19 protein-coding genes are annotated in these 21,695 nt (G+C 60.5%); 8 read left to right on the forward strand and 11 right to left on the reverse strand.

The window, feature by feature from the left end:
* Positions 1-91: 91 nt before the first annotated feature.
* The 4 genes from KQI82_RS06495 (at position 92) to KQI82_RS06510 (ending at position 5,164) form a co-directional block, all read left to right on the forward strand.
* The gene (locus tag KQI82_RS06495; RefSeq protein ID WP_216632048.1) at positions 92-925 is read left to right on the forward strand and encodes an undecaprenyl-diphosphate phosphatase; all 834 of its coding nucleotides are present in this window, start codon (positions 92-94) and stop codon (positions 923-925) included.
* A 49-nt stretch (positions 926-974) separates the two neighbouring features.
* Positions 975-3,455 (forward strand): FtsK/SpoIIIE family DNA translocase, encoded by a 2,481-nt coding sequence (locus KQI82_RS06500; protein WP_216632049.1) that lies wholly within the window; start codon positions 975-977, stop codon positions 3,453-3,455.
* Between the two features lie 174 nt (positions 3,456-3,629).
* Positions 3,630-4,823, forward strand: coding sequence for a pyridoxal phosphate-dependent aminotransferase (locus tag KQI82_RS06505; protein WP_216632050.1), 1,194 nt, complete (start codon positions 3,630-3,632; stop codon positions 4,821-4,823).
* A gap of 59 nt (positions 4,824-4,882) precedes the next feature.
* The gene (locus KQI82_RS06510; protein WP_216632051.1) at positions 4,883-5,164 is read left to right on the forward strand and encodes a Dabb family protein; all 282 of its coding nucleotides are present in this window, start codon (positions 4,883-4,885) and stop codon (positions 5,162-5,164) included.
* 61 nt (positions 5,165-5,225) lie between these two features.
* Here the strand turns inward: KQI82_RS06510 and KQI82_RS06515 are convergent, their stop codons facing one another.
* Together KQI82_RS06515 and KQI82_RS06520 are read right to left on the reverse strand one after the other, a co-directional pair.
* Complete coding sequence (locus KQI82_RS06515; RefSeq protein ID WP_216632052.1) at positions 5,226-5,543, reverse strand: MGMT family protein; 318 nt, start codon at positions 5,541-5,543, stop codon at positions 5,226-5,228.
* Positions 5,540-6,358, reverse strand: a complete 819-nt coding sequence (locus KQI82_RS06520) for a carbon-nitrogen hydrolase family protein (protein ID WP_216632053.1) — start codon at positions 6,356-6,358, stop codon at positions 5,540-5,542. Before KQI82_RS06520 ends, KQI82_RS06515 begins: the two co-directional genes overlap by 4 nt.
* A gap of 130 nt (positions 6,359-6,488) precedes the next feature.
* Between KQI82_RS06520 and KQI82_RS06525 the strand changes: the two genes are divergently transcribed.
* The 4 genes from KQI82_RS06525 to KQI82_RS06540 all read left to right on the forward strand — a co-directional run bounded on the left by KQI82_RS06525 (position 6,489) and on the right by KQI82_RS06540 (position 11,995).
* Positions 6,489-6,851: a BlaI/MecI/CopY family transcriptional regulator gene (locus KQI82_RS06525; RefSeq protein ID WP_216632054.1), complete on the forward strand. Its 363-nt coding sequence runs from the start codon at positions 6,489-6,491 to the stop codon at positions 6,849-6,851.
* Entirely contained in the window at positions 6,848-8,770 is a 1,923-nt protein-coding gene (locus KQI82_RS06530; protein WP_216632055.1) for a M56 family metallopeptidase, read from the forward strand. The genes KQI82_RS06525 and KQI82_RS06530 overlap by 4 nt, the downstream gene beginning before the upstream one ends.
* A gap of 160 nt (positions 8,771-8,930) precedes the next feature.
* Complete coding sequence (locus KQI82_RS06535; RefSeq protein ID WP_216632056.1) at positions 8,931-10,277, forward strand: APC family permease; 1,347 nt, start codon at positions 8,931-8,933, stop codon at positions 10,275-10,277.
* Between the two features lie 110 nt (positions 10,278-10,387).
* Positions 10,388-11,995, forward strand: coding sequence for a putative polysaccharide biosynthesis protein (locus tag KQI82_RS06540; RefSeq protein ID WP_216632057.1), 1,608 nt, complete (start codon positions 10,388-10,390; stop codon positions 11,993-11,995).
* A gap of 114 nt (positions 11,996-12,109) precedes the next feature.
* Here the strand turns inward: KQI82_RS06540 and KQI82_RS06545 are convergent, their stop codons facing one another.
* The 9 genes from KQI82_RS06545 to KQI82_RS06585 all read right to left on the reverse strand — a co-directional run bounded on the left by KQI82_RS06545 (position 12,110) and on the right by KQI82_RS06585 (position 21,517).
* Positions 12,110-13,156 carry a Gfo/Idh/MocA family protein gene (locus KQI82_RS06545; RefSeq protein ID WP_216632058.1) on the reverse strand — a complete coding sequence of 349 codons (1,047 nt, stop codon included), beginning with the start codon at positions 13,154-13,156 and terminating at the stop codon, positions 12,110-12,112.
* Positions 13,157-13,166: 10 nt separating this feature from the next.
* On the reverse strand, positions 13,167-14,129 hold the full coding sequence (locus KQI82_RS06550) for an ABC transporter permease (protein WP_216632059.1): 963 nt from the start codon (positions 14,127-14,129) through the stop codon (positions 13,167-13,169).
* Positions 14,122-15,369 carry an ABC transporter permease gene (locus KQI82_RS06555; RefSeq protein ID WP_216632060.1) on the reverse strand — a complete coding sequence of 416 codons (1,248 nt, stop codon included), beginning with the start codon at positions 15,367-15,369 and terminating at the stop codon, positions 14,122-14,124. Before KQI82_RS06555 ends, KQI82_RS06550 begins: the two co-directional genes overlap by 8 nt.
* A complete protein-coding gene (locus KQI82_RS06560; RefSeq protein ID WP_216632061.1) occupies positions 15,366-16,898 on the reverse strand; it encodes an ABC transporter ATP-binding protein in 1,533 nt (510 codons plus the stop codon). The genes KQI82_RS06555 and KQI82_RS06560 overlap by 4 nt, the downstream gene beginning before the upstream one ends.
* A 79-nt stretch (positions 16,899-16,977) precedes the next feature.
* Positions 16,978-17,706: a purine-nucleoside phosphorylase gene (deoD, locus tag KQI82_RS06565; protein ID WP_216632062.1), complete on the reverse strand. Its 729-nt coding sequence runs from the start codon at positions 17,704-17,706 to the stop codon at positions 16,978-16,980.
* Positions 17,707-17,719: 13 nt separating this feature from the next.
* Complete coding sequence (locus KQI82_RS06570; protein ID WP_216632063.1) at positions 17,720-18,889, reverse strand: BMP family lipoprotein; 1,170 nt, start codon at positions 18,887-18,889, stop codon at positions 17,720-17,722.
* A 69-nt stretch (positions 18,890-18,958) separates the two neighbouring features.
* Positions 18,959-20,026, reverse strand: coding sequence for an S-methyl-5-thioribose-1-phosphate isomerase (gene mtnA, locus KQI82_RS06575; RefSeq protein ID WP_216632064.1), 1,068 nt, complete (start codon positions 20,024-20,026; stop codon positions 18,959-18,961).
* A gap of 13 nt (positions 20,027-20,039) precedes the next feature.
* Entirely contained in the window at positions 20,040-20,855 is an 816-nt protein-coding gene (locus KQI82_RS06580; protein WP_216632065.1) for a DeoR/GlpR family DNA-binding transcription regulator, read from the reverse strand.
* 14 nt (positions 20,856-20,869) lie between these two features.
* Positions 20,870-21,517, reverse strand: coding sequence for a class II aldolase/adducin family protein (locus KQI82_RS06585; RefSeq protein WP_216632066.1), 648 nt, complete (start codon positions 21,515-21,517; stop codon positions 20,870-20,872).
* Positions 21,518-21,695 lie beyond the last annotated feature (178 nt).

Below are 21,695 nucleotides of genomic sequence, written 5' to 3' on the forward strand. Positions count from 1 at the left end.
CGCCTCCCAACGCGAATCTCAAATACCACTGGAATTCGCGGAGCGGGCATGGTATACTGAATTCTACATGAAAAAGTAGGAGTTGAGTGCATTGTCGCTGTTTTCATCGTTATTGCTGGGGCTCATACAGGGAATCGCAGAGTTCCTTCCCGTCTCCAGTTCAGGACATCTCTCCATTGCCCAGAATCTGCTTGGTATCCAGGCGGTGGGCGAGGAGCATGTGTTTTTTGACGTGCTGCTGCATCTGGGAACCCTGGCGGCGGTGTTTGTGGCGTACTGGAGCGATATTGTGGACATGGTGCGGGAGTTTTTCTCCGCCATCGGAGACCTGATCCATCACCGTACCACGCCCCACACGCCGCCGGCCCGGCGGATGATCCTGCTGATCGTTGTGGGCACGCTGCCGCTGTTTGTCATTCTGCCCATCAAGAAAGCGGTGGAGGGCCTTTACTACAATACGGCGTTCATCGGCTGCGCCCTTCTGGTCACCGGCGTGCTGCTCTTTTTGAGCGACCGGGTGAAAAGGGGGCGCAAGACGGAGAAGACCGCCACCATGGCAGATGCCGTCCTGGTGGGCGTTGGTCAGGCCATTGCCACCTGCCCCGGAATCTCCCGCTCCGGAATGACCATCTGCGCCGGTACATTTTTGGGCTTTGACCGGCGGTTTGCCGTTCGCTTTTCCTTCCTGCTCTCCATTCCCGCTGTGCTGGGCGCCAATATCCTGGATATGGCGGACGCGGTCCAGGCGGGAATCGACTGGAGCCAGGTTCCGGTTTATCTGGTGGGTATTGCGGCCGCCGCGGTCTCAGGGTATCTCTGCATCCGGCTGATCCGCATGATCGCGGACAAGGGCCGGTTCGGATTTTTTGCCTATTACTGCTGGGCGGCGGGTGCGATTACCCTGCTGCTGACCATTCTGCACTGATACATAGGCGCATACCGCCGCTTCAACTTTTCACAGGGGGGACGATCCATTGGCAACGCCCACAAGGAAAACAAAATCCAATACATCCAAAAAGAAAAAGCAGCCGGAGCGGCGCCCCGTCCGCCGGGAGGTGGGGGGAGGCGTCTGCCTGCTGCTGTGCCTGTGCGTGCTGGTCAGCTACTTCAATGTGCAGGCCATTGTGCTTGACTGGATGGCAAAGCTGATCCGGGGCCTCTTTGGATACGGCTACTACCTGGCCGCGCCCGCGCTGGGGCTGGCAGGAGTGGTGCTGCTGACCCACCGGGGCCGTCCGGTGCGGCTTCGCACCGTCTGCACGCTGCTGGTGCCGCTGGTGACGGGAGCGCTGGGCCACATGTTCTTTTGCCGCACCGCCTATCAGCTCTCCGCCTCCGGACTTTTGAAGGGACTGTGGAGCTCTGGCACCGCGCTCAAAAGCGGCGGAGCCGTCTCGGGTATGATGGCAGTGCTCTCCATCACCGCTTTCAGTAAAATCGTCTCCATTGTCTTGCTTTTGGTGGTGCTTGTGCTGCTACTTCTGGCTGCGTTCCATCTGAGCGTTGGGGCGGTCATTGAAAAGGCCCGCAGCCGTCAGCGCCTGGAATATGAGATGGAGGAGGAGCCGCCGGCCCGGCCGGCAGACAGGGAACGGCCCAAGCGGTTGGGACGGCCCAGCATCGACATTCCCCTGGATGAAGAGCAGGAGAAGAAGCCCCCGTCCTTCTCCGAATTTTTCCGCCATAAGTCCGATCAGATCAAGACCCCGGATCAGGTGCTGCAAAAGGACGAGGAGCTGCCTCCGGAGCCCCTGAAAAAGCAGAGCGTCCCACCGCCGCCGGAACCGGCTGAATTGGGACTGACAGAGGCGCCTGCTCCGGAGGCCGCAGCGCCGCCGCCCAAGGCGGAGAGCAAGAAGCTGACCTCGGAGGAGGTGGCCGCCGCCACCCAAGAGGTCTCCCAGGAGATTGCCAGCCAGATGGCGGAGGAGAAGAGCGACTACCAATACCCGCCCATCACGCTGCTGCGTCAGAATCACGAGGAGAATTTCACGGAAGTGGGCGCTGAGCTGCGCAACAATTCCCGCCGCCTGGCGGAGACGCTCAGCAGCTTCGGCGTGGTGGCCAAGGCCGGGGATGTGGTCCACGGCCCGTCGGTAACCCGGTATGAGTTCGTTTTGGATCAGGGCGTCAAGCTCTCCAAGCTCACCGGACTGGCTGACGACATTGCCCTGGCCCTGGGCGCCAGCGGCGTCCGCATCGCCCCCATCCCCGACAAAATCTCCGTGGTGGGCATCGAGGTGCCCAACAAGCAGGTGTCCAGCGTGCTGATCCGGGATGTGATCGAGTCGTCGGAATTTGTGGTTCACAAGTCCAACGTGGCCTTTGCCGTGGGCAAGGACATCGGCGGCAACAACATCGTGGGCAACATCGCCAAGCTGCCCCACGTCCTGATCGCCGGCACCACGGGCTCCGGCAAGTCCGTGTGCACCAACTCCCTGATCGTGAGCCTGCTCTACAAGTCAACGCCCGACGAGGTCCGCTTTATCATGGTGGACCCCAAGATGGTGGAGCTGGCGCCCTACAACGGCATTCCCCACCTGCTGATCCCGGTGGTGACGGACCCGAAGAAGGCCGCCGGTGCGCTGCAGTGGGCGGTGTTCGAGATGATGAAGCGCTATAAGCTCTTCTCAGAGCACGGCATCAAGGACCTGGCGGGCTACAATGCCCTGGCAAGAAAAAGTGAGGACCTGAAAACCCTGCCCACGGTGGTGGTGGTGATCGACGAGTTGGCCGATTTGATGCTGGTGGCGGCCAAGGAGGTGGAGGAATCCATCTGCCGGGTGGCCCAGATGGGCCGTGCCGCCGGAATGCACCTGGTCATCGCCACCCAGCGGCCCTCCGCCGATGTGATCACCGGCTTGATGAAGGCCAACATCCCCTCCCGGATCGCCTTTGCCGTGGCGTCCTCTCTGGAGTCCCGGATCATCCTGGACACCCAGGGCGCGGAGAAGCTGGTTGGCCGGGGCGACATGCTCTACGCGCCCTTGGGCGCCGGAAAGCCCCAGCGCATCCAGGGCTGCTTTATCTCCCCGGAGGAGATCGAGCAGGTGGTGGAGTTTGTCAAGCAGAGCGGCGACGCCGACTATGACCAGGATGTGATTCGCAAGATCGAGGAATCCATGCAGGAGCGGGAAAAGGGCGGCAAGGGGTCCGCCTCCGCCCCGGGGTCCGCCGCCGGAGGCGAGGAAGAGGGCGACGAGCTTCTGCCGGCCGCCGTGGACGTGGTTCTGGAGACGGGACAGGCCTCGGTTTCCATGCTCCAGCGCCGGCTGAAGTTAGGCTATTCCCGGGCCGCCCGTCTGGTGGACCAGATGGAGGAGCGGGGGATTGTGGGGCCGTTCGAGGGCTCCAAGCCCCGCCAGCTGCTGGTCACTAAGGACCAGTGGCAGGAGATGCAGATGCGCTCCAGCGGTGAATTGCCGGAGCGGCCGGAAGCCGGGGAGGAAGAGTGATAAAAGGGGAGCGCCTTGGGAAAAGGCGCTCCCCTTTTGCATGCGCTCAGCCCTTCCCGCCAGGGGAGCGGAAGCGGCGAAATTCAGCCCGCACAAGGCCAAATGAGTTGACAAGGGGAAAGAGTGTGTTACAATAAAAAAGGTGGCAAGCAGAATCGATTAGGAGGTTTTTCCATGAAATTTTCAAGTAAAATCCTAAAATGCGGACTCTCCCCAATGCGTAAGTTCCATCCCTATGCGGTAGCGGCGGAGAAGAAGGGCCGCAATATCTATCACCTGAACATCGGCCAGCCTGATATTGAGACGCCCAAGGCGTTTTTTGACGCTGTGAAAAATTTTGAACAGCCTGTTCTGGCCTATGCCGCCTCCCCCGGCGTGCCCGCGTATATCGACGCAGTGCGGGAGTACTATGGAAAGCTGAATATTCCCCTGGAAAATGGTGATATTTTGGCGACCACCGGCGGCAGTGAGGCGCTGGAGATGGTGCTGGCCTGCATTTTGGACGACGGAGACGAGATTCTGATTCCCGAGCCCTTCTATCCCAATTACAACACCTTTGTCAAGGTGACCGGGGCCTCCATCCGTCCCATCCCCACCACTGCGGAAGAGGGATACCACTACGCCGACCGGGAGAAGATCGAGTCCCTCATCAATGAGCACACCCGCGCCATCATGGTGACAAACCCCGGCAACCCCACCGGCGTGGTGCTCAGCCGCGACGAGATGCGCATGATCGTGGATGTGGCCAAGGCCCACGACCTCTTTGTCATCGGCGACGAGGTGTACCGTGAGTTCGTCTACGCCGGTCAGAGCCTGGCAAGCCTTGCGGAATTCGACGACGCGGCGGAAAATGTTGTGGTGGTGGACTCTGTGTCCAAGCGGTTCTCCGCCTGCGGCGCCCGAATCGGCGTGCTGGTGTCCCGCAACAAGGATTTGATGGCGCAGGCCATGAAGTGGTGCCAGGGGCGCCTTTGCTCCGCCACGCTGGATCAGGTGGGCGCCGCCGCGCTCTATTCTGTGGGACCGGACTACTTCGCCAAGGTCCGTGAGGAGTACAAGCTGCGCCGGGATACGGTGATGCGTAAACTGGCGGATATCCCCGGCGTGGTGTGCAAATGCCCGGAGGGCGCCTTCTACATCATGGCCAAGCTGCCGGTGGATGACGCGGATGCCTTCCAGACCTGGCTGCTGGAGGAGTTTGAGGACCATGGCGACACGGTGATGTTCGCCCCCGGCGAAGGGTTCTACGGCACACCGGGCAAGGGCAAGGACGAGATCCGCATTGCCTATGTGCTCAAGCAGGCCGACCTGGAGCGGGCCATGGACCTGCTGGCTCTGGGCATTCAGGCATATAACGCCCGCAAGTAATCAAAACAGGACGCCGCGGGACATTCCCGCGGCGCCTTTTTTCATAAGGAGGATGAAAGATGATTCGGCATATTGTAATGTGGAAATTCCGACCCGGAACAGCGGCGGAGCAGTCTCAATTTTTGGAGGGGCTGAGAAGCTTACAGGGCGTGATCCCGCAGCTCAAAAAGAGCGAGGTGGCCGTCAACGTGGGAGAGGGCAACTACGACGCCGTGCTGGTGTCGGAGTTTGAGAGCCTGGAGGACCTGGCGATGTATAAGAAGGACCCCCGCCACGTGGCGGTTTCCAGCCTCTGCAAGTCCATCCGGGAGGACCGGGTGGCAGTGGACTACGAACTATAACTGCGAAACGGCGTCACCGGTAGTATCCGGTGACGCCGCTCTTTTTTCCCAAAGGCCGCATCTACCGGCCCGGGGGCTGCCAGAGGTGTCGGGAGAGGTCCACACAACCCTCCGGCGTAAAGGCCACTCCTTCCGCCTCCAACAGGGCACGCTGGGTGCCGGGGGCAAGCGTATCAAAGGCAGTGGTGGTGCCGCCAAAGCGGTTCACCACCCGGTGGCAGGGCACACTGGAGCCGGAGGGACAGGCGCTCATGGCGTAGCCCACCAGCCGGGCACCCCGGGGCCGGCCGATAAGTTGAGCCAGCTGGCCGTAGGTGGTGACCCTGCCAGGCGGTATCTGCCGCACAAGGGCCCAGACCTGTTCAAATACGCCGCTCATACCTCTTTGATCTCGTAGAGGTCCGTTCGGCGGGCAGAGAGAATGGGCAGCTGGCGGCGGATGAAATCCGCGCGGGACAAATCCAGGTCCGCGTACTGGATGCAGGGCTCACCTCCGCAGCGGGTGAGGACCGTGCCCCAGGGGTCCACGGCCATGGAATTGCCGTAGGCCACATAGGAGGCGGATTCGTTCCGGGCAGGGGAGACGCCCACGGTAAAGCACTGGTTGTCCACGGAGCGCTGGCGGAACATCAGCTCCCAGTGGGCTGGGCCGGTGGTCATGTTGAAGGCCGCGGGGACAAACAGCACCTTTGCGCCCCGCAGGGCCATCAGCCGGGCCTGCTCCTCGAACCGGAAATCAAAGCAGATGCAAAGCCCCATGGTGCCAAACTCGGTCTCGAAGGTGGTAATTTGGTCTCCGGGGCTCAGGGTGTCTGACTCCATAAACCGCTGGCCGCCCTCCACGTCGATGTCGAAGAGGTGGACCTTCCGGTGCTTGGCCAGCCGGACTCCATCCCGGCCGTAGACATAGGAGGTGTTGTAAACCCGATCTCCCTCCAACTCAGGCACAGAGCCGCCCACAATATAGAGCCCCAGCTCCTTTGAGAGGGCGGACAGGGCAGCCTGAGCCTCGCCGCCCTCCGCCTCGCCATAGGATCGGAAGGCGGAAGTTTCATAGGGGCAGCAGAACATCTCCGGCAGTACGGCAATGTCCGCTCCCTGAGCGGCGGCCTCCCGGATTTTTTCACGGGCCAGGGCAATGTCGGCTTTTTTATCGCCGCTGCCTCCGGCCAACTGAATCAAAGCAACGCGCATGCAATCAACTCCTTTTCCCCATTGTAAAGCAGGCGCGGAAAAGATGCAACGAAAAGATAAGGGCTTGACAAAGGAGGTCTATTGTTATAGACTCAATATAGGTCGATGGTTATAGACCAAGGAGGTGCCTATGGAGAAGCTATGTGACAGCGAATACCGGTTTATGCAGGTGGTGTGGGACAGCGCCCCGGTTGGCTCGGGCCGCCTGGTGGAGCTTTGCCGTGAGGAGTTGGGGTGGAAGAAGTCCACCACCTACACCACGCTGAAAAAGCTCTGTGAAAAAGGGCTGGTGCGCAATGAGGCCGCCACCGTCACCGTGCTGGTTCCAAGGGAGCAGGTGCAGGCTGTGGAGTCCGACGCCTTTGTGGAGCGGGCCTTCGGCGGCTCCCTGCCCTCCTTTTTCAGCGCCTTTATGAGCGGGAAGACACTCAGCGCTCAGGAGGCGGAGGAGCTCAAGCGCCTTATTGACGCCCATAAGGAGGGAGAGCGGTGAGCGTTTTAACTGCCCTGTTCGGCGAGCTCATTCAGATGAGCCTGACGGCGGTGCCGGTGATCCTGATCGTGGCAGCGCTGCGGCTGGGGCTTTGCCGCGCGCCGAAAAAGTACAGCTATGCGCTGTGGCTGGCGGTGGGATTCCGGCTGGTGTGTCCCGTGGCGCTCACCGGCGTGTTGGGACAGGAGGCCGGCGTGACGGCTCTGCTGCCCCAGGCTCTTCCGGCGACTACGGAGCGGGTGGCCGCCGGTGTGTCCCGGGTGGACTACGGCCTGGTCCCGGTGATGACCGGAGGGGCCCAGACCCTGAAGGAGGCGGCGGTTTCCACCGCCGCTGTTCCGGACTGGAGCGCGTGGCTGGCATTGGCATGGGCCGCTGGCGTCTGCGCACTGGCAGTGCGCGGCCTGATCGTCTATGCAGGGCTCAGGCGGCGCATGGCCACGGCGGTGCGCCTGGAGGGCAATGTGTATGAGAGCGACGTTTTGACCACGCCTTTTGTCATGGGTCTGATCCGGCCCAGAATCTACATTCCCTTCCGCCTGACCGGGGAGGAGCGGAGCTATGTGCTCAGCCACGAGCGCTGCCACATCCGGCGCGCCGACCATCTGGTGCGGATGATCGCCTACCTGGTGGCATCTGTGTATTGGATGAACCCCCTGGTATGGGTGTGCTACTATCTGATGAACCGGGACATGGAGATGAGCTGCGACGAAGCGGTGCTGGGGAGGATGGGCGACGAAATCAAAAAGGGGTACAGCATGTCTCTGGTCTCCTTTGCCACGACCCGGCGCATCCCGGCCGCGGGCCTGCTGACCTTTGGGGAGGGAGACGCCAAAAAGCGGATCAAAAATGTGCTCCGATGGAAGAAAGAGACGCCAAGAGTGGCATTTTTGGCTATTATAATATGTGTTTTTGCCATCATAGTGTGCCTTGGCAATGGGAACGCAGGAGCGGGATGGATCCGGGGTGGAGAAACAGAGACCACCGATGGTTCCGGCATGACCAAATTCTCCTATTCCGTAAACCGGGATGTGTGGTCCATGTTCCTCTATGAGGAGGTCTATGATGACGGAGAGTTGATCTCCGGGCAAATTCTCTCAACAACAGACTTCACCATCGGACAAAGACCCGATCAAGGAACATTGGAGATCGGATACGAGATGGAGAACTGGCCGCAGCTGAACTGGCTGCAAAAGGACGGCTCTGTGGTGGCCTGCCTGCCTTCCCACATTCCTGAGCGGGACTATCACGCCATGATCGCCAAGACGCTGAGCAGCAGTTCCGGGAAGGTGGATTTGCCATCGGACGGCAGCTGTACGATCTACCTGATCAGTCTGGCGGAGGACGCCGCAAAGGGGCTGCGGCCCATCGGACCGGGGGACCTGGACGCGGGCGGGCCGGAGGAGCTTAAGGACAACGGTGTTGTGGCGGCGCTGCGGCTCATTACCTCCACCAAGCCGATAGACGATGCCCTGGAGCAGCTTGGCGCGTCCGCCTGGGCCTATCGGCTGTTCGACGCCGCCACCCCCTATGTGGGGGATGCGCCGGGCTGTGTGGATGTGCTGTTTGCCCTGAGGCTTGGAGATGAATTGGGGGACTTTTCCATTGAGCTGGAAACTTCCAAACAGCCTTACGGGATGCAGATAAACTTCCGTCAATCGCCGCAGGACCCGGAGACGATGGACGGGGCGATGGGCCGCTATGCTCCGGTGCTGATCGCGCTGATCGGAAACTTGGACCAGGTGCGCTGGACCTATCCGGCGGAGAACGGTGCTCTCCGCCAAGCAGAGTACACCTATGACGAGGGGGTGCTTGACCAGGTGCGGGAGGCCACCGGAAGAGCCTACGGTTCCCTCAAGGAGATGGGCGATTCCCCACAGGGGGTGCAGGACCTTTTGCAGGGCCTGGGCCTGGAATAGAGAAAAAAGACGGCGGATGAATCCGCCGTCTTTTCTTGCTTGGGTATAAATGCCAGGTGGAAAAAAGCGATAGAGAACAATCTTGTGCAGAAAATAGAACAGTGGTATACTATCATAGCTTTTGCCGCAGACAGAGAATCGAAAAAGGGAGAAAAGAGATATGGAGTTACAAAAGCGATACGGGCTGCCAACGGCAATCTGTATGGTGGTGGGAATTGTCATTGGCTCCGGCGTATTCTTCAAGGCCGAGGCGGTGCTCAACGCCACGGGAGGGAACATGCCGCTGGGCATTGCCGCGTGGCTGATCGTCGGCGCTATTATGATGATCTGTTCCTATGTGTTTGCCACGCTGGCCACCCGCTATGAGCGGGTCAGCGGTCTGGTGGATTATGCGGAGGTCACCATGGGACAGAACTATGCCTACGCCATGGGCTGGTTCGCGGCCTCCGTGTACGTGCCGGGACTGGTGTCTGTTCTGGCCTGGGTCTCCGCCCGGTATCTGTGCGTGCTGTTAGGATGGGATATCACGGGCGGCTCCTGCATGGTCATCGCCTGTTTTTTCCTCTGCGCCGATTATGCGATCAACGCCCTGTCGCCCCGGCTGGCGGGGAAGTTCCAGGTGTCCGCCACCGTGGCCAAGATGGTGCCTCTGGTGCTGATGGCGGTGGTGGGTACGGTGATGGGACTTGCCAACGGACGGCTGCGTGAGAATTTTACCGCCGCTGCATCCGCCACCGTGGATACGGGCGCCGGACTGATGGCCTCTGTGGTGGCGGTGGCCTTTGCCTATGAGGGCTGGATATTGGCCACCTCCATCAATGCCGAGCTGAAGGATGCCAGACGCAATCTTCCACGGGCGCTGGTGATCGGCGCCTGCATCGTGGTGGCCACCTATCTCTTTTACTATATCGGCCTGGGCGGGGCCGTCACCACGGAGGAGCTGATGGCCAGCGGAGAGACCGCCGCCAAGATGGCCTTCCAGCGCACCTTTGGTCCTGTGGCGGGAACGCTGGTCTTTGTGCTGATCGTCATCTCCTGCCTTGGCACGCTGAACGGTCTGATGCTGGCCTGCTGCCGGGCAAGCTATGCCCTGGGCGCACGGAACTGGGGTCCCAGGCCCGATGTATTTGAAAAAGTGGACCAGGCCACCAACATGCCCTCCAACTCCGCCACCATGGCGCTGCTCTACTCCGCCTTCTGGCTGATGTTTTTCTACGGCGCCAATCTGGCGGAGCCAAGGTGGTTCGGAGCCTTTGGCTTTGACTCCGCGGAGCTGCCCATTGTCACGCTCTACGCCATGTATATTCCTATTTTTATCCAGATGATGCGGAAGGAAACGGAGCTCAATGCCTTCAAGCGCTTCCTCATGCCGGCGCTGGGAGTGCTCAGCTGCCTGTTCATGGTGTACGCGGCCTTTGCCGCCCACGGGGTGAGAGTGCTTTACTATTTGATGATGTTCACCGCCTTTATGCTTGTGGGCTTGCTGCTGCGCGGGCGGAGACAGTGAGAGAATTGAACAGGCGGGGCGGCGGACTGGAAAGACGCCGCCCTTTTTATCTGCCTTGACTTTCCCCGGCGGGGGCCTTAAAATAAGTTGTCACAAAAGGAGGTGGAGAGATGTCAAGTGAGCGCAGAATGCTGCTTCAGGGGAGTATTCTGGCCTTTGCGGGAATCCTGACCAAGCTCATCGGTTTTGCCTACCGGATCCCCATGGCAAACCTGTTGGGCAATGTGGGAAACGGCATCTACTCCGTGGCCTTTGGCATCTACAACATCGCCCTGACCCTCTCCTCGCTGAGCATGCCTCTGGCGGTCTCCAAGCTGGTCTCCTCCCGCCTTGCCAAAAATGAGGCGAAAAACGCCCGCAGGGCCTTCTGGGACACACTGCTCTTTGCCGCCGCTGTGGGCGGTGTGGCGGCGCTGGTGCTGTGGTTCGGCGCGGACGCCCTGGAGGGCATCTACAAGGAACCGGGACTGGCCAGGCCGCTGCGGGTTCTTTCGCCCACCACCTTTGTGGTGGCCTTCTTAGGCACCTTCCGGGGCTGGTTCCAGGGCCACGGCAACATGGTGCCCACCGCCGTTTCCCAGGTGATGGAGCAGATCGTCAACGCCGTGGTCAGTGTGCTGGCGGCGTGGCAGCTGACACGGATTTTCGCTGACGACAGCGCGGTGGACGCCTACGGCGCCGCCGGCGGCACCATCGGCACTTTGGCCGGAGCCGCGGTGGGCCTGGCCTTTGTGGTGACGCTGTTTTTCCGAAGCCGGGAGCCGGAGGGACTGGAGGGCGCCCCGACGGAGGACCACGCCCTTATCTACCGTGCACTGATTCTGACGGTGATCCCCGTGGTCTTGAGTCAGACCATCTATCAGATCGGGTATACTTTGGACGACCTCATCTTTGCCAACGTGATGGCGTCGAAAGGGTTTTTGAAGGAGGAGTACCAGGCGCTGCAGGGGGTATTCAACACCCAGTACAACCAGATGGTGAACCTGCCGGTGTCCATTGCCAGCGCCATGGCGGCCTCCACCGTGCCCGGCATTGTCAGCGCCTCGGTGCGACGGGACAGGAGGGAGTCCCACCGCAAGATCACGGCGGTGCTGAAGCTGAACATGGCCATTGCCATCCCATCCGCGGTAGGGCTGGCAGTGCTGGCCAGACCTATTATGGAATTGCTGTTCACCAGTTTGGGGGAGAAGGAGGCCTTGGCGGCCCACCTGCTTCAGGCCGGCTCCTTGGCGGCGGTGTTTTATGCCCTCTCCACCATCACCACGGCCATTCTCCAGGCCAGCGACTACATGGGACTGCCGGTGCGTCACTGCGCGGTCTCCCTTGTGATCCACGCGGCGCTGGTCTATCTGCTGCTGCGCTTTACCAATTGGGGCGTATACGCGCTGATCGTGGGCAACGTCACCTTCCCGCTGCTGGTGTCGGTCCTCAACTGCCGGGCGCTGAGCCGGGCGCTGCGCTACCGCTTCAAGCCCGGCCGCACCTTTGCCGTGCCCTTTGTTTCGGCGCTGGCCATGGGTGTGGTCACCTGGGGCAGCAGCACGCTGCTGCGCCTGATCGGGTGCCCGCGGGTCCTGACGCTGATAGCGGCGATTGCATTGTCCGTGGCCGCATACGGCTTTCTCCTGCTGCGGCTGCACTGCTTTGCGGACCGGCAGCTGCTGGAGCTGCCCATGGGCGGGAAGCTGCTGAAGCTCTCCAGGCGGCTGGAGCGGTAAGAGATCATGACGTGGATGGCGTACAGTTTTATGGGTGCGGCTGCTTGGCCCGAGATTCGCGGTCGACTGTTCCAGAAAAAAGCTCCGTGTTCTTTTGAACACGGAGCTTTTTGATTATTCCCGCACAGGGACGAACGTGCCGCCGTTGTGGGCGCTCTGCGCGATACAGCTGCAGATCAGGGTGTTGACGGCGCCGTCCCGGAAGGTGGCCAGCCTGGGGTCCCGCAGGCCGGTTTCCACCGCGCAATAGAAGGCGCGGAAGCAGTCGGTGAATGTGTCGGTAAAGCCGCCGCCAAAGGCGCTGGTCCGGCAGGTGAGCCCCTTTGCCTTCTCGCCGGTGACCACCTGATAAGGTGATTCGCTGCACCAGGAGACGGACCGGGAGGCGGAGAGAATTTCCAGGGACAGATCGTTGCTGCGGCCCGGGGAGATTTCGGAGAACACCGCGCTGGCCACGGCCCCACCGCTCAGGCGGAAGGTGACCACGGCCGTGTCCTCGTTGGAGACGGTGACCGCCTCTCCCTCCCCGTCGGGGTAGAAGAGGCCGTCCCGGACCCGGCCCTCAGGCTGGAGGGTCTGGAACACGGCGCTGACAGCCTCCACCTCCAGGCCGGTGAGATAGCGCATCAGGTCGATGAAATGGGAGCCGATTTCCGAGGTGGCCCGGGTGGCCTCCCGGTAGCGCCAGGAGTAGGGGCAGGGGAGGATGTTGAACTCCTGCTGGTAGTGGCCGTGGATCAGGACCGGATCGCCCATCTCCGCCACCAGGCCGCGGACCTGGGTACAGGTGGGATAAAACCGGTTGTTGAAGTCCACCGCGGCCACCACGCCCTTGGCCTCAGCCAGGGCTGAGAGCTCTTTGGCGTCCTCATAGCGCAGGGACAGGGGCTTTTCGCACAGCACGTGCTTGCCCGATTCAAGGCACAGCTTCACCAGTTCGTAGTGACGCTCCGGCGGGGCGCAGACGTGGACGCAGTCCACCTTTTTGAGCTGCTCCTCCGTCAGCGTGTCGGTAAAGCATTCGCAGCCGTATTCACCGGCAAACCGCTGGGCGGAGGGAAGGGTGTGGCCCACCACCAGGGAGACTGAATGGCCCAGGGAACGGATGGACTGCGCGTGGGTGTGGGCGATGCCGCCGGTGCCGATGATGGCTGCTCGCATAAATGCCTCCTTACCGCTTGCCCTTGTCGTAGACCTCGCCTGCTGCCTTGGGCGGGTGGTTCTTCTTGGAGAAGAAGGTCAGCAGGATCAGTGTCAGGATGTATGGCAGCATCATGAACAGGTCGGAATAGTTGCTGGAGAGGCCCATGCTCAGGCACAGCTGGTATCCGCCGGACTTGGCCAGGCCGAAGAACAGACAGACTGCGGCTGTGGGCAGGATGTTCCAGTTGCCGAAGATCATGGCCGCGATGGCAAGGTAGCCGTAGCCCATATAGATGTTGGGGGAGAAGTTGGCGGAAATGGAGTAGGCGTAGCAGATGCCGCCCACGCCGGAGAGGGCGCCGGAGATCATCACCGCGAGAAAGCGGGTGCGGCCCACGTTGCCGCCTGCGGCGTCAACGGCCTGAGGGTTCTCACCGCAGGCCCTGAGATGCATGCCGAAGCGGGTCTTGTACATCAGGTACCAGGCCAGGATGGCCAGGCCCAGGATAACAAACTCAAAGGGATACATGTTCTGGAACAGGGCGCCAAGGACGGGGATGTCGCTGAGCACGGGGATGGTGAAGCGGTCGGACACGCCAAGGATGAACTTGTTGGAGGACTGTCCGCCGGTGAGGGCCTTGTTCACTGTGCTGGTGAGGAAGGTGGTCAGGGCCACGGCCAGGATGTTGACCACCACGCCGCTGATGACCTGATTGGCCCGGAACTTGATGCACAGCAATGCGTGGATGCAGGCATAGAGCCCGCCGCCAATGAAGGCGGCCAGCATGGCGATGTAGATCACACCCTGGGAGCCGTCGCCGAGGATGGGCATGAGGAGAACGGCGATCAGCGCGCCCACAAAGGCGCCGAAGCCCTGGAAGCCCTCAACGGCCAGGTTGGTGATGCCGCTTTTTTCCGAGTAGATGCCGCCCATGGCCATGACGAACAGGGGAGCGGCAAAGGAGAGGCCGTCAATAAATACTTTATCCATTCCTGCTTGCCTCCTTTCCGGGATCCTCCGAATCCCCGCCCGGCGGATTCTCCCCGGGCGCTGCGGATCCGTCGGAAGCGGGGGCCTGCTCCTCCTGAAGCTGGGCGGCCTTGGCGGCAATGGCGGCCTCGTCCACTGCCCGCTCCAGGCGGCGATGGGCCATAAAGCGGAAGTACCCGCCGCAGGCGGAGAAGAGCAGCAAAATTCCGGTGATCATGGAGGCGACTTCCTTGGCCACGCCTAAGGTGGAGCTCATGTAGTTGCTTCCGTTTTGGAAAATGGTGATCAGGATGGCCGCGAAGATGGAGCCGATGGGGCTGGAGTTGCCCAACAACGCCACGGCGATGGCATCGTAACCCATGCTGGCCAGGGTTTTGGGCACGATGGTGTTGTAATAGCCGCAGTAGTAGGTCACGCCAGCAAGGCCCGCCAGCATGCCGGAGAGCATCAGGGAGATGACGATGCGCCGTCCCACCTTGATACCGGCGTACCGGGCGCATCTGGCGTTGATGCCTACGGCCTTCAGCTCAAAGCCGAACACGGTCTTGTCAAAAATAAACTTGACCAGAAAGGCCGCGGCGATGGCCAGCACGATGCCCAGGGGCACGTTGCACTTGACGCCGCCGATCTGGACGTTCATCCAGGTGAGACGGGAGGCATCGGAGCAGATCCGCATGGAACGGGTCAGCATATCCGCATAGTACCCGTTGATAAAAAAGCCGGTGAGATAGCTGATGATATAGTTCAGCATCACGGTGGAGACCACCTCGTGGATGTTGAACTTGTACTTCAAAAAGCCCACGAACGCGCCCAGCGCGCCGCCGGCCACAATGCCCACCAGGATCACCAGGGGCTTGGCCAGGTAGGCGTCCAGGCCGCTGTAGCCGATGAGAGCGGTGGCCAGGAAGCCAGAGGCCAGCATCTGTCCGGCGATTCCGATGTTGAACAGCCCCGCCTTGAAGCCCACGATGAAGCCCAGGGAGGCCAGCAACATGGGAGCCAGGATGTTCAGGAAGGTGAAGAGGTCGGTCAGCATGCCGCTGCCGCCGCCGTAGCTTAACTTGGGCAGGAAGCCGGAGCCCTGGAGAAAGCTGAGAAAGGCCACCAGGGGATTTTTGCCCATCACCAGAAGGATGACGCTGGCGCAGATCAGGCTCAGGAGAATGCTGAGGATGGGGACGCTGATGGAGGACCATTTTTCGCTGTCCAGGATGGACGCGAGCCGGTTTTTCTTTTTCATGCTTCCTTCACCCCCATCATGTATTTGCCCACATCGTGAGAGGTCAATGTAGAGGCGTCGGCAATTTTCAGAAGCTGGCCGTTGTAGATGACGCCGATGGTGTCGGCAAGCTCCATGATCTCGTCCAACTCCAGGGAGATGAGCAAAATGGCGGTGCCCTTGTCCCGCTCTTCTAAAATCTGACGGTGGATGTTTTCAATGGCGCCGATGTCCAGTCCGCGGGTGGGCTGGACAAAGATGATGAGCTTGGCGTGCTCCTCAATCTCACGGGCGATAATCGCCTTTTGCTGATTGCCGCCGCTCATGGAGCGCAGGGAGGTCTTGCGTCCCTGGCCGCAACGGATGTCGTAGCGGTCGATCAGTTCGTTGGCGTTCTTCTCAAATTCATTGAACTGTAAAATGCCGTTTTTGGAAAAGGGTGCTTTGTAGTACTTCCGAAGGGCCAGGTTGTCCCCCAGGTTGAAGTCCAGGAACACGCCCACGCCCTGCCGGTCCTCAGGGATGTAGGAGATGCCGGCCTCCGTCCGCTGGCGGATGGAGAGTGCGGTGATGTCCTTGCCTCCAAGGGTGATGGAGCCGCTGTGGGCCTTTGTCAGCCCGGCGATGGCGTCGGCCACCTCCACCTGCCCGTTGCCGGAGACGCCTGCAATGGCAAAGACCTCGCCGGCGCGGATCTGGAAGGAGACATCCTTCACCACGTCAAACTTGTTGGCGTTGCGGACGGTGAGGTTTTTGACCTCCAGCACGGTGCCCCGGTAGTCGGCAGGCTTCTTGGCAGGGTTGAAGTCCACCTGGCGGCCCACCATCATGTTGGCCATATCCTGGGAAGAGGTGTTCTTCACGTCCAGCACGTTCACCAATTTGCCGCGGTACAAGATGGCGCAGCGGTCCGCAATCTTTTTGATCTCCTCGATCTTATGGGTGATGAGGATGATGGTTTTGCCGCCCTTGCGCAGTTCGTCGATGATTTTCAGAAGAAATTCGATCTCCTGAGGGGTCAGGACGGCGGTGGGCTCGTCGAAAATCAGGATTTCCGCCTTGCGGTAGAGCATCTTCAGGATTTCCACACGCTGGCGGACGGAGACGGGGATGTCCTCGATCTTGTCGGTGGGGTTGACCTCCAGGCCGAACTTTTTGGACAGTTCCGCAATCTCACGGTTGGCGGTCTTGATGTCCACGCAGGGGAGGACGCCAAACAGCTTTTTCATGGGTTCCACACCCAGGACGATGTTCTCGGCCACGGTATAATTATCCACCAGTTTGAAGTGCTGATGCACCATGCCGATGTTGTGGGCGGTGGCGTCGTTGGAGGAGCGGAATTTGACCTTCTCCCCCTGAATGTAAATCTCCCCGATGTCCGGCTCATACATGCCGAACAGCATGCTCATCAGCGTGGATTTGCCGGCGCCGTTTTCTCCCAAGAGCGCGTAGACCTCGCCGCGCTTGACCTGGATCGTTACGTCGTCGTTGGCGACAATGCCCGGAAAGCGCTTTGTGATGTGGCGCATTTCCACAATGTAATCTTCCATGTTACCTCCCCTTGCTTCTCATATGGGATTTGACGCTGCCCCTTCCGTCAGGTTCGGCGGGAGGGGCAGCATAAGAGGTTTATTCGACGCTCTGCCAGGCCGTCTCCAGAGCAACCTCCATCATCTCGTGGAAGGACTCCTGCCGGTCCTCTGCAGACAGGGCTTCCCCGGTGAAGAGGTGGTCGGAAATGGTCAGAATGCTCAGCGCCTTCTTGTGGCAGCCCACTGCGGTCCAGTAGAGGCCGGCGGTCTCCATCTCCACTGCCAGATGGCCCAGGTCCCGCAGCTGCTGGTTGATCTCCGGGCGGGGATAGTAGAAATGGTCGGAGGTGTAGACCGTGCCCACCACGGCGTTGACGTTCAGCTTCCGGGCCGCTTCCACGCTGTGGGCCAGCATGTCATAGCTTGCGGCGGGAGCCAGGTAGCCGGGCATATTGTAAGCCGCGCCATAGTTGGAGTTGGTGGAAGCCGCCATGGCCACGACCACGTCCCGCAGCTTGACCTGGTCGGACAGGCCGCCGGCGGAGCCGATGCGGATGATGGCGTCCACGTCAAACTGGTTATAGAGCTCGGTGGCATAGAGGCCCATGGAGGGAATGCCCATGCCGCTGCCCATGACGGAGATCTTCTTGCCGCGATAGGTGCCGGTATAGCCCAGCATATTGCGGACGGTATTGAAGCAAACGGGATTGTCCAGATAGTGCTCCGCCACGTGCTTGGCGCGCAGCGGATCGCCGGGCATCAGAACGACCTTGGCAATCTCCGCATCCGTAACGGAGATGCTGGCGGAAATGGAGGATTTTGTCATAGTCTTTCCTTTCTTACTTCAGGCCGGGGAAGTCGGTGGGAGTGTAGCCGTTGAAATTGGAGGCGGGCACGATGGTGCCGTTCTTGACCAGCTCATAGCACTCCGCCATCTTGGCAAGAGCATCGTCGCTCAGCTGCTGGCGGCCCTCTTCGGAGACGTAGCTGGAGGAGTCGGAGTCAGCGCCCAGGAAGGCGTCTTCGGCGGAGAAGGTACCGTTGTAGATGGCCTCTAACTGCTTCTGGACGTTGACGTCCATGACCTTCAGGGTAGAGGTCAGGATGATGTTGCGGTCGCCGGCGACGCCGTCGTCAAACTGGTCCACGTCGCAGCCGATGACATACACGTCGGAGGCTTCCTTGATGGCGGTGAAGGTGCCGTTGCCCGCAGCGCCGGCAGCCACGAACAGAACGTCGCAGCCTTCGTTGATCAGGGCCTCGCCAACCACCTTGCCGGTGGCCTCGTCGGCAAAGTCGCCGATGTAGTTGCCGCCAACGTTGGCGCCGGTGACATCCACGCCGGCGTAGGAGGGCAGCTCCACATATTCAGCGGTGGTGCCAAAGTGGGCATTGGCGTAATTCACGCCGGACATGAAGCCAAACTGGTAGTTGACGTTGGAGGGGTATGCCATGGCGTTGACCACGGCCACCTTGTTGCTCTCGGTGGTCAGGGCGGCGGCCAGACCGGCAAAGAAGCCGCCCTCCTGCTCGGAGAAGGTCATGGTGTACACATTGCCCAGGTCAGCGGCGTTCAGGGCATTGCCCTGGCTGTCGGTGATGGTGGAGTCCACCACGATGAAGTACTTGTCGGGGTTGGCGGCCGCAATGTCGCCGATGGCGGTGAAGTTAAAGCCGGGCAGGACAAAGACGTCATAGTCGCCGGCCACGCGGTCCACGGTGGGAACCAGCTCGTTGTAGTCTCCCTCCTTGATGTCGGTGACTGTGCAGTCGGAGTGCTCGGCGACAAAGGCCTGGATGCCCTCGTAGCAGTTCTGGTTGAAGGAACCGTCGTCGATGCCGGAGGAGGTGATGATGCAGACCTTCAGGCCCGTGGCCCCGGCGCTGCCGCTGCCGCTTGCGGAACCGGAGCCGGATGCGCTGCCGCCGTTGCCGCCGCAGGCGCTCAGAGACGCGACGATGGCCACCAGAGACAAGATTGCCAGAAATACCTTTAACTTCTTTTTCATTGGGATACTCCTTTCATAGTCCAATGCTTCTTTATTTTTACAGTCTTCCGACTATAAAACCGGGGGAAATCACTCAAAGAGCTTCTTCAGGCTCTCAGTGAAGGGGGGATAGCAGATGCCCTTTTCCGTGACGATGCCGGTGAGCAGAGTGTGGTCGGTGACGTCAAAGGCGGGGTTGTAGCACTTGACCTCCTTGAGGGCCATGGGCTCGGCGTAGAACTTCTCCTTGATCTCCTCGGGGTCCCGCAGCTCGATCTTGATGTCGTCGCCGGTGGGGCAGTTCATGTCGATGGTGGAGGTGGGCCCCAGGGTGTAGAAGGGGATGCCGTAGTGCTTGGCCAGAATGGCCACGCCGGAGGTGCCGATCTTATTGGCGAAGTCGCCGTTGGCGGCAATGCGGTCGCAGCCCACAAAGCAGGCGTTGACCCAGCCGTTTTTCATGACAATGCTGGCCATGTTGTCGCAGATGAGCGTCACGTCCACGCCGGCCTTCTGGAGCTCAAAGGAGGTGAGCCGGGCGCCCTGGAGCAGAGGCCGGGTCTCGTCGGAGAAGACGCGGAAGTTCATGCCCTGCTCCTTGCCCAAGAGCATGGGGCCGATGGCGGTGCCGTAGCGGGAGGTGGCCAGAGGGCCGGCGTTGCAGTGGGTCAGGACGCCGTCGCCCTCATGGAGCAGGGAAAGGCCGTATTCGGAGATTTTGCGGCACATGGCAATGTCTTCTTCGTGGATATTGACGCACTCGCGTCCTAACAGCTCCACGATCTCCCCCACGCCGGAGGAGGCGTTGCCGGTCACGACCTTCTCCATCCGGTTCAGCGCCCAGCTCAGGTTCACGGCCGTGGGCCGGGAGGAGTTGAGATACTCCTTCTGCCGGTGGAACTCCGCGGCAAAAGCGTCGTAGGGCTTGTCCGCATACTGCTGGCTCAGCACATACATGGCGTAGCCGGCAAAAATGCCGATGGCCGGAGCGCCCCGGACCCTCAGCTTCAAAATGGCCTCATAGCAGTCCTCCAACTTGTCCAGGGTCAGATAGACCATGCGGTTGGGCAGCTGGGTCTGGTCGATGATGATGACGCTCTTGCTGTCCTCAGACAGCTTTACATTGTCGATATGGGTGACCTTCTTGATCTCTTCCATGGTATTCCTCCTATTATTCTTGGGTGCCGTAGATAACCCGGACGCCGTTTTGCTCAAAGTTCCGCAGGCAGTCCGTCTGCCGCTGGGCGGCGTTTGGCCAGCGGTCCGTGACCAGGGCGTATATCCGCTCATAGGTGCAGTCCACATAGGGGGCGGAAGCGCCCAACTTGGTGTGGTCCGCCAGCACAAAAAGCTTGTCCGTGCGCTTTAAAAGCTCCCGCTTGGATTCGGACTCCTCATAGCTCAGCTCCATCATGCCCTTTTCAAAGGAGAGGGCGGTGGCGGAGAAAAAGCATTTGCTGATGTTGATGTGCTGCAACAGCTCCTGATCCCGCAGGCCGCTCAGAGACAGAGAGGACTTGCGCAGCAGCCCTCCCACCACCATGACGCTGACCGTCTCTGAATCGGAAAACTGGAGCGCAACGTTCAGACCGTTTGTGACCACGGTGATTCGTTTTTCATGGAGCAGGGGGCACATCTGCAAAGCGGAGGTGCTGGCGTCCAGGCCGATGATCTCCCCGTCCTCCACATAGGCCGCGGCCGCCCTGGCAATGGCCTTTTTCTCCTCCTGGCAGACGCGGAACCGCTCCTCCAGAGTCAGATCGGCGGAGGGGACGGGGACATCCGCTGCGGTCCGGACGGAATCGCTGACCACAGCGCCGCCGTATATCCGGGACACCATCCCCTCGTCCTCCAGCTCCTTTAGATCCCGGTGAATGGTCATATAGGAGACGTTGAATTTTTGGGACAGCTGGTTGATGTCCAGAAAATCGTTGCGCTTGAGCATCTCCAATATTTCTTTTTTCCTGGTGTAAGGCAGAGGCTTCATGACGTTTGCTCCGATCACGCTTTGTCCTGTCCGTAGTGGTGCTCCACAAAGTCCTTCATGTACGCGACCTGCTCATCGGAGATGATGTGGGGGGTGCCCACTGCCAGGGACATCTGATAGATCTGGGCGGTCATCTCCAGCACCGTGCAGACCTTGAACGCCTGGTTCATATCCTTTCCGACGCAAACGGCGCCGTGGTTGGCAATCAGACAGGCAGTCCCCGTTTCCCCCAGGGCGGCAACCACGTTCCGGGCCAGCTCCTCGCTGCCAGGCAGGGCGTATTCCGTGGGATAGACCGTGCCGCCCAAAGCCTGGGCCGCCTCGTCGATGATAGGCGGAATGGGCTGGTGCAGGCAGGCGAAGACCTGGGAGTACAGGGGGTGGGTGTGGATGACGGCGTTGATCTCCGGCCGGGCATTGAGAATCCCAAGGTGCATTCCCACTTCAATAGTGGGCTTTCTCCGGCCCTCCGCCACGGTGCCGTCCGGCCGCATGACCACAATATCCTCCTCCGTCAGGGTGTCATAGGGCATGGCCGAAGGCGTTAAGTACACAAGACCCGTCTCAGGGTCACGGACGCTGATGTTGCCCCACGTCTCCACCGTAAGGCCCTTGTGGAGCATCCGCTTGCCGGACTCCACCAAATGTGCTTTGTAGTTCATTTCAATCCTCCAGACAACAAAAAAGCCCGCCGCCAAGCGTCCATTTATAGCAATTCTTCTCTACAAACTTCAAACCTGTCCGGCAAGCGCGCTATTGATCTTTTAACACCTGCATTTTACCACGGCTTCTCCATACTGTCAACATTTCTTATCACATTTTAACAAATACCTGAGATAA

Source organism: Dysosmobacter acutus (assembly GCF_018919205.1).
Taxonomy (GTDB): Bacteria; Bacillota; Clostridia; order Oscillospirales; family Oscillospiraceae; genus Oscillibacter; species Oscillibacter acutus.

Excerpts from the sequence above, each read along its gene's own strand:
- deoD (WP_216632062.1), bottom strand. The coding sequence starts at position 17,706 with ATGACAAAATCCTCCATTTCCGCCAGCATCTCCGTTACGGATGCGGAG.
- KQI82_RS06580 (WP_216632065.1), bottom strand. The coding sequence starts at position 20,855 with ATGAAGCCTCTGCCTTACACCAGGAAAAAAGAAATATTGGAGATGCTC.
- KQI82_RS06560 (WP_216632061.1), bottom strand. The coding sequence starts at position 16,898 with ATGGAAGATTACATTGTGGAAATGCGCCACATCACAAAGCGCTTTCCG.
- mtnA (WP_216632064.1), bottom strand. The coding sequence starts at position 20,026 with ATGGAAGAGATCAAGAAGGTCACCCATATCGACAATGTAAAGCTGTCT.
- KQI82_RS06550 (WP_216632059.1), bottom strand. The coding sequence starts at position 14,129 with ATGGATAAAGTATTTATTGACGGCCTCTCCTTTGCCGCTCCCCTGTTC.
- KQI82_RS06570 (WP_216632063.1), bottom strand. The coding sequence starts at position 18,889 with ATGAAAAAGAAGTTAAAGGTATTTCTGGCAATCTTGTCTCTGGTGGCC.
- KQI82_RS06535 (WP_216632056.1), top strand. The coding sequence starts at position 8,931 with ATGGAGTTACAAAAGCGATACGGGCTGCCAACGGCAATCTGTATGGTG.
- KQI82_RS06540 (WP_216632057.1), top strand. The coding sequence starts at position 10,388 with ATGTCAAGTGAGCGCAGAATGCTGCTTCAGGGGAGTATTCTGGCCTTT.
- KQI82_RS06525 (WP_216632054.1), top strand. The coding sequence starts at position 6,489 with ATGGAGAAGCTATGTGACAGCGAATACCGGTTTATGCAGGTGGTGTGG.
- KQI82_RS06585 (WP_216632066.1), bottom strand. The coding sequence starts at position 21,517 with ATGAACTACAAAGCACATTTGGTGGAGTCCGGCAAGCGGATGCTCCAC.
- KQI82_RS06510 (WP_216632051.1), top strand. The coding sequence starts at position 4,883 with ATGATTCGGCATATTGTAATGTGGAAATTCCGACCCGGAACAGCGGCG.
- KQI82_RS06515 (WP_216632052.1), bottom strand. The coding sequence starts at position 5,543 with ATGAGCGGCGTATTTGAACAGGTCTGGGCCCTTGTGCGGCAGATACCG.
- KQI82_RS06545 (WP_216632058.1), bottom strand. The coding sequence starts at position 13,156 with ATGCGAGCAGCCATCATCGGCACCGGCGGCATCGCCCACACCCACGCG.
- KQI82_RS06505 (WP_216632050.1), top strand. The coding sequence starts at position 3,630 with ATGAAATTTTCAAGTAAAATCCTAAAATGCGGACTCTCCCCAATGCGT.
- KQI82_RS06555 (WP_216632060.1), bottom strand. The coding sequence starts at position 15,369 with ATGAAAAAGAAAAACCGGCTCGCGTCCATCCTGGACAGCGAAAAATGG.
- KQI82_RS06520 (WP_216632053.1), bottom strand. The coding sequence starts at position 6,358 with ATGCGCGTTGCTTTGATTCAGTTGGCCGGAGGCAGCGGCGATAAAAAA.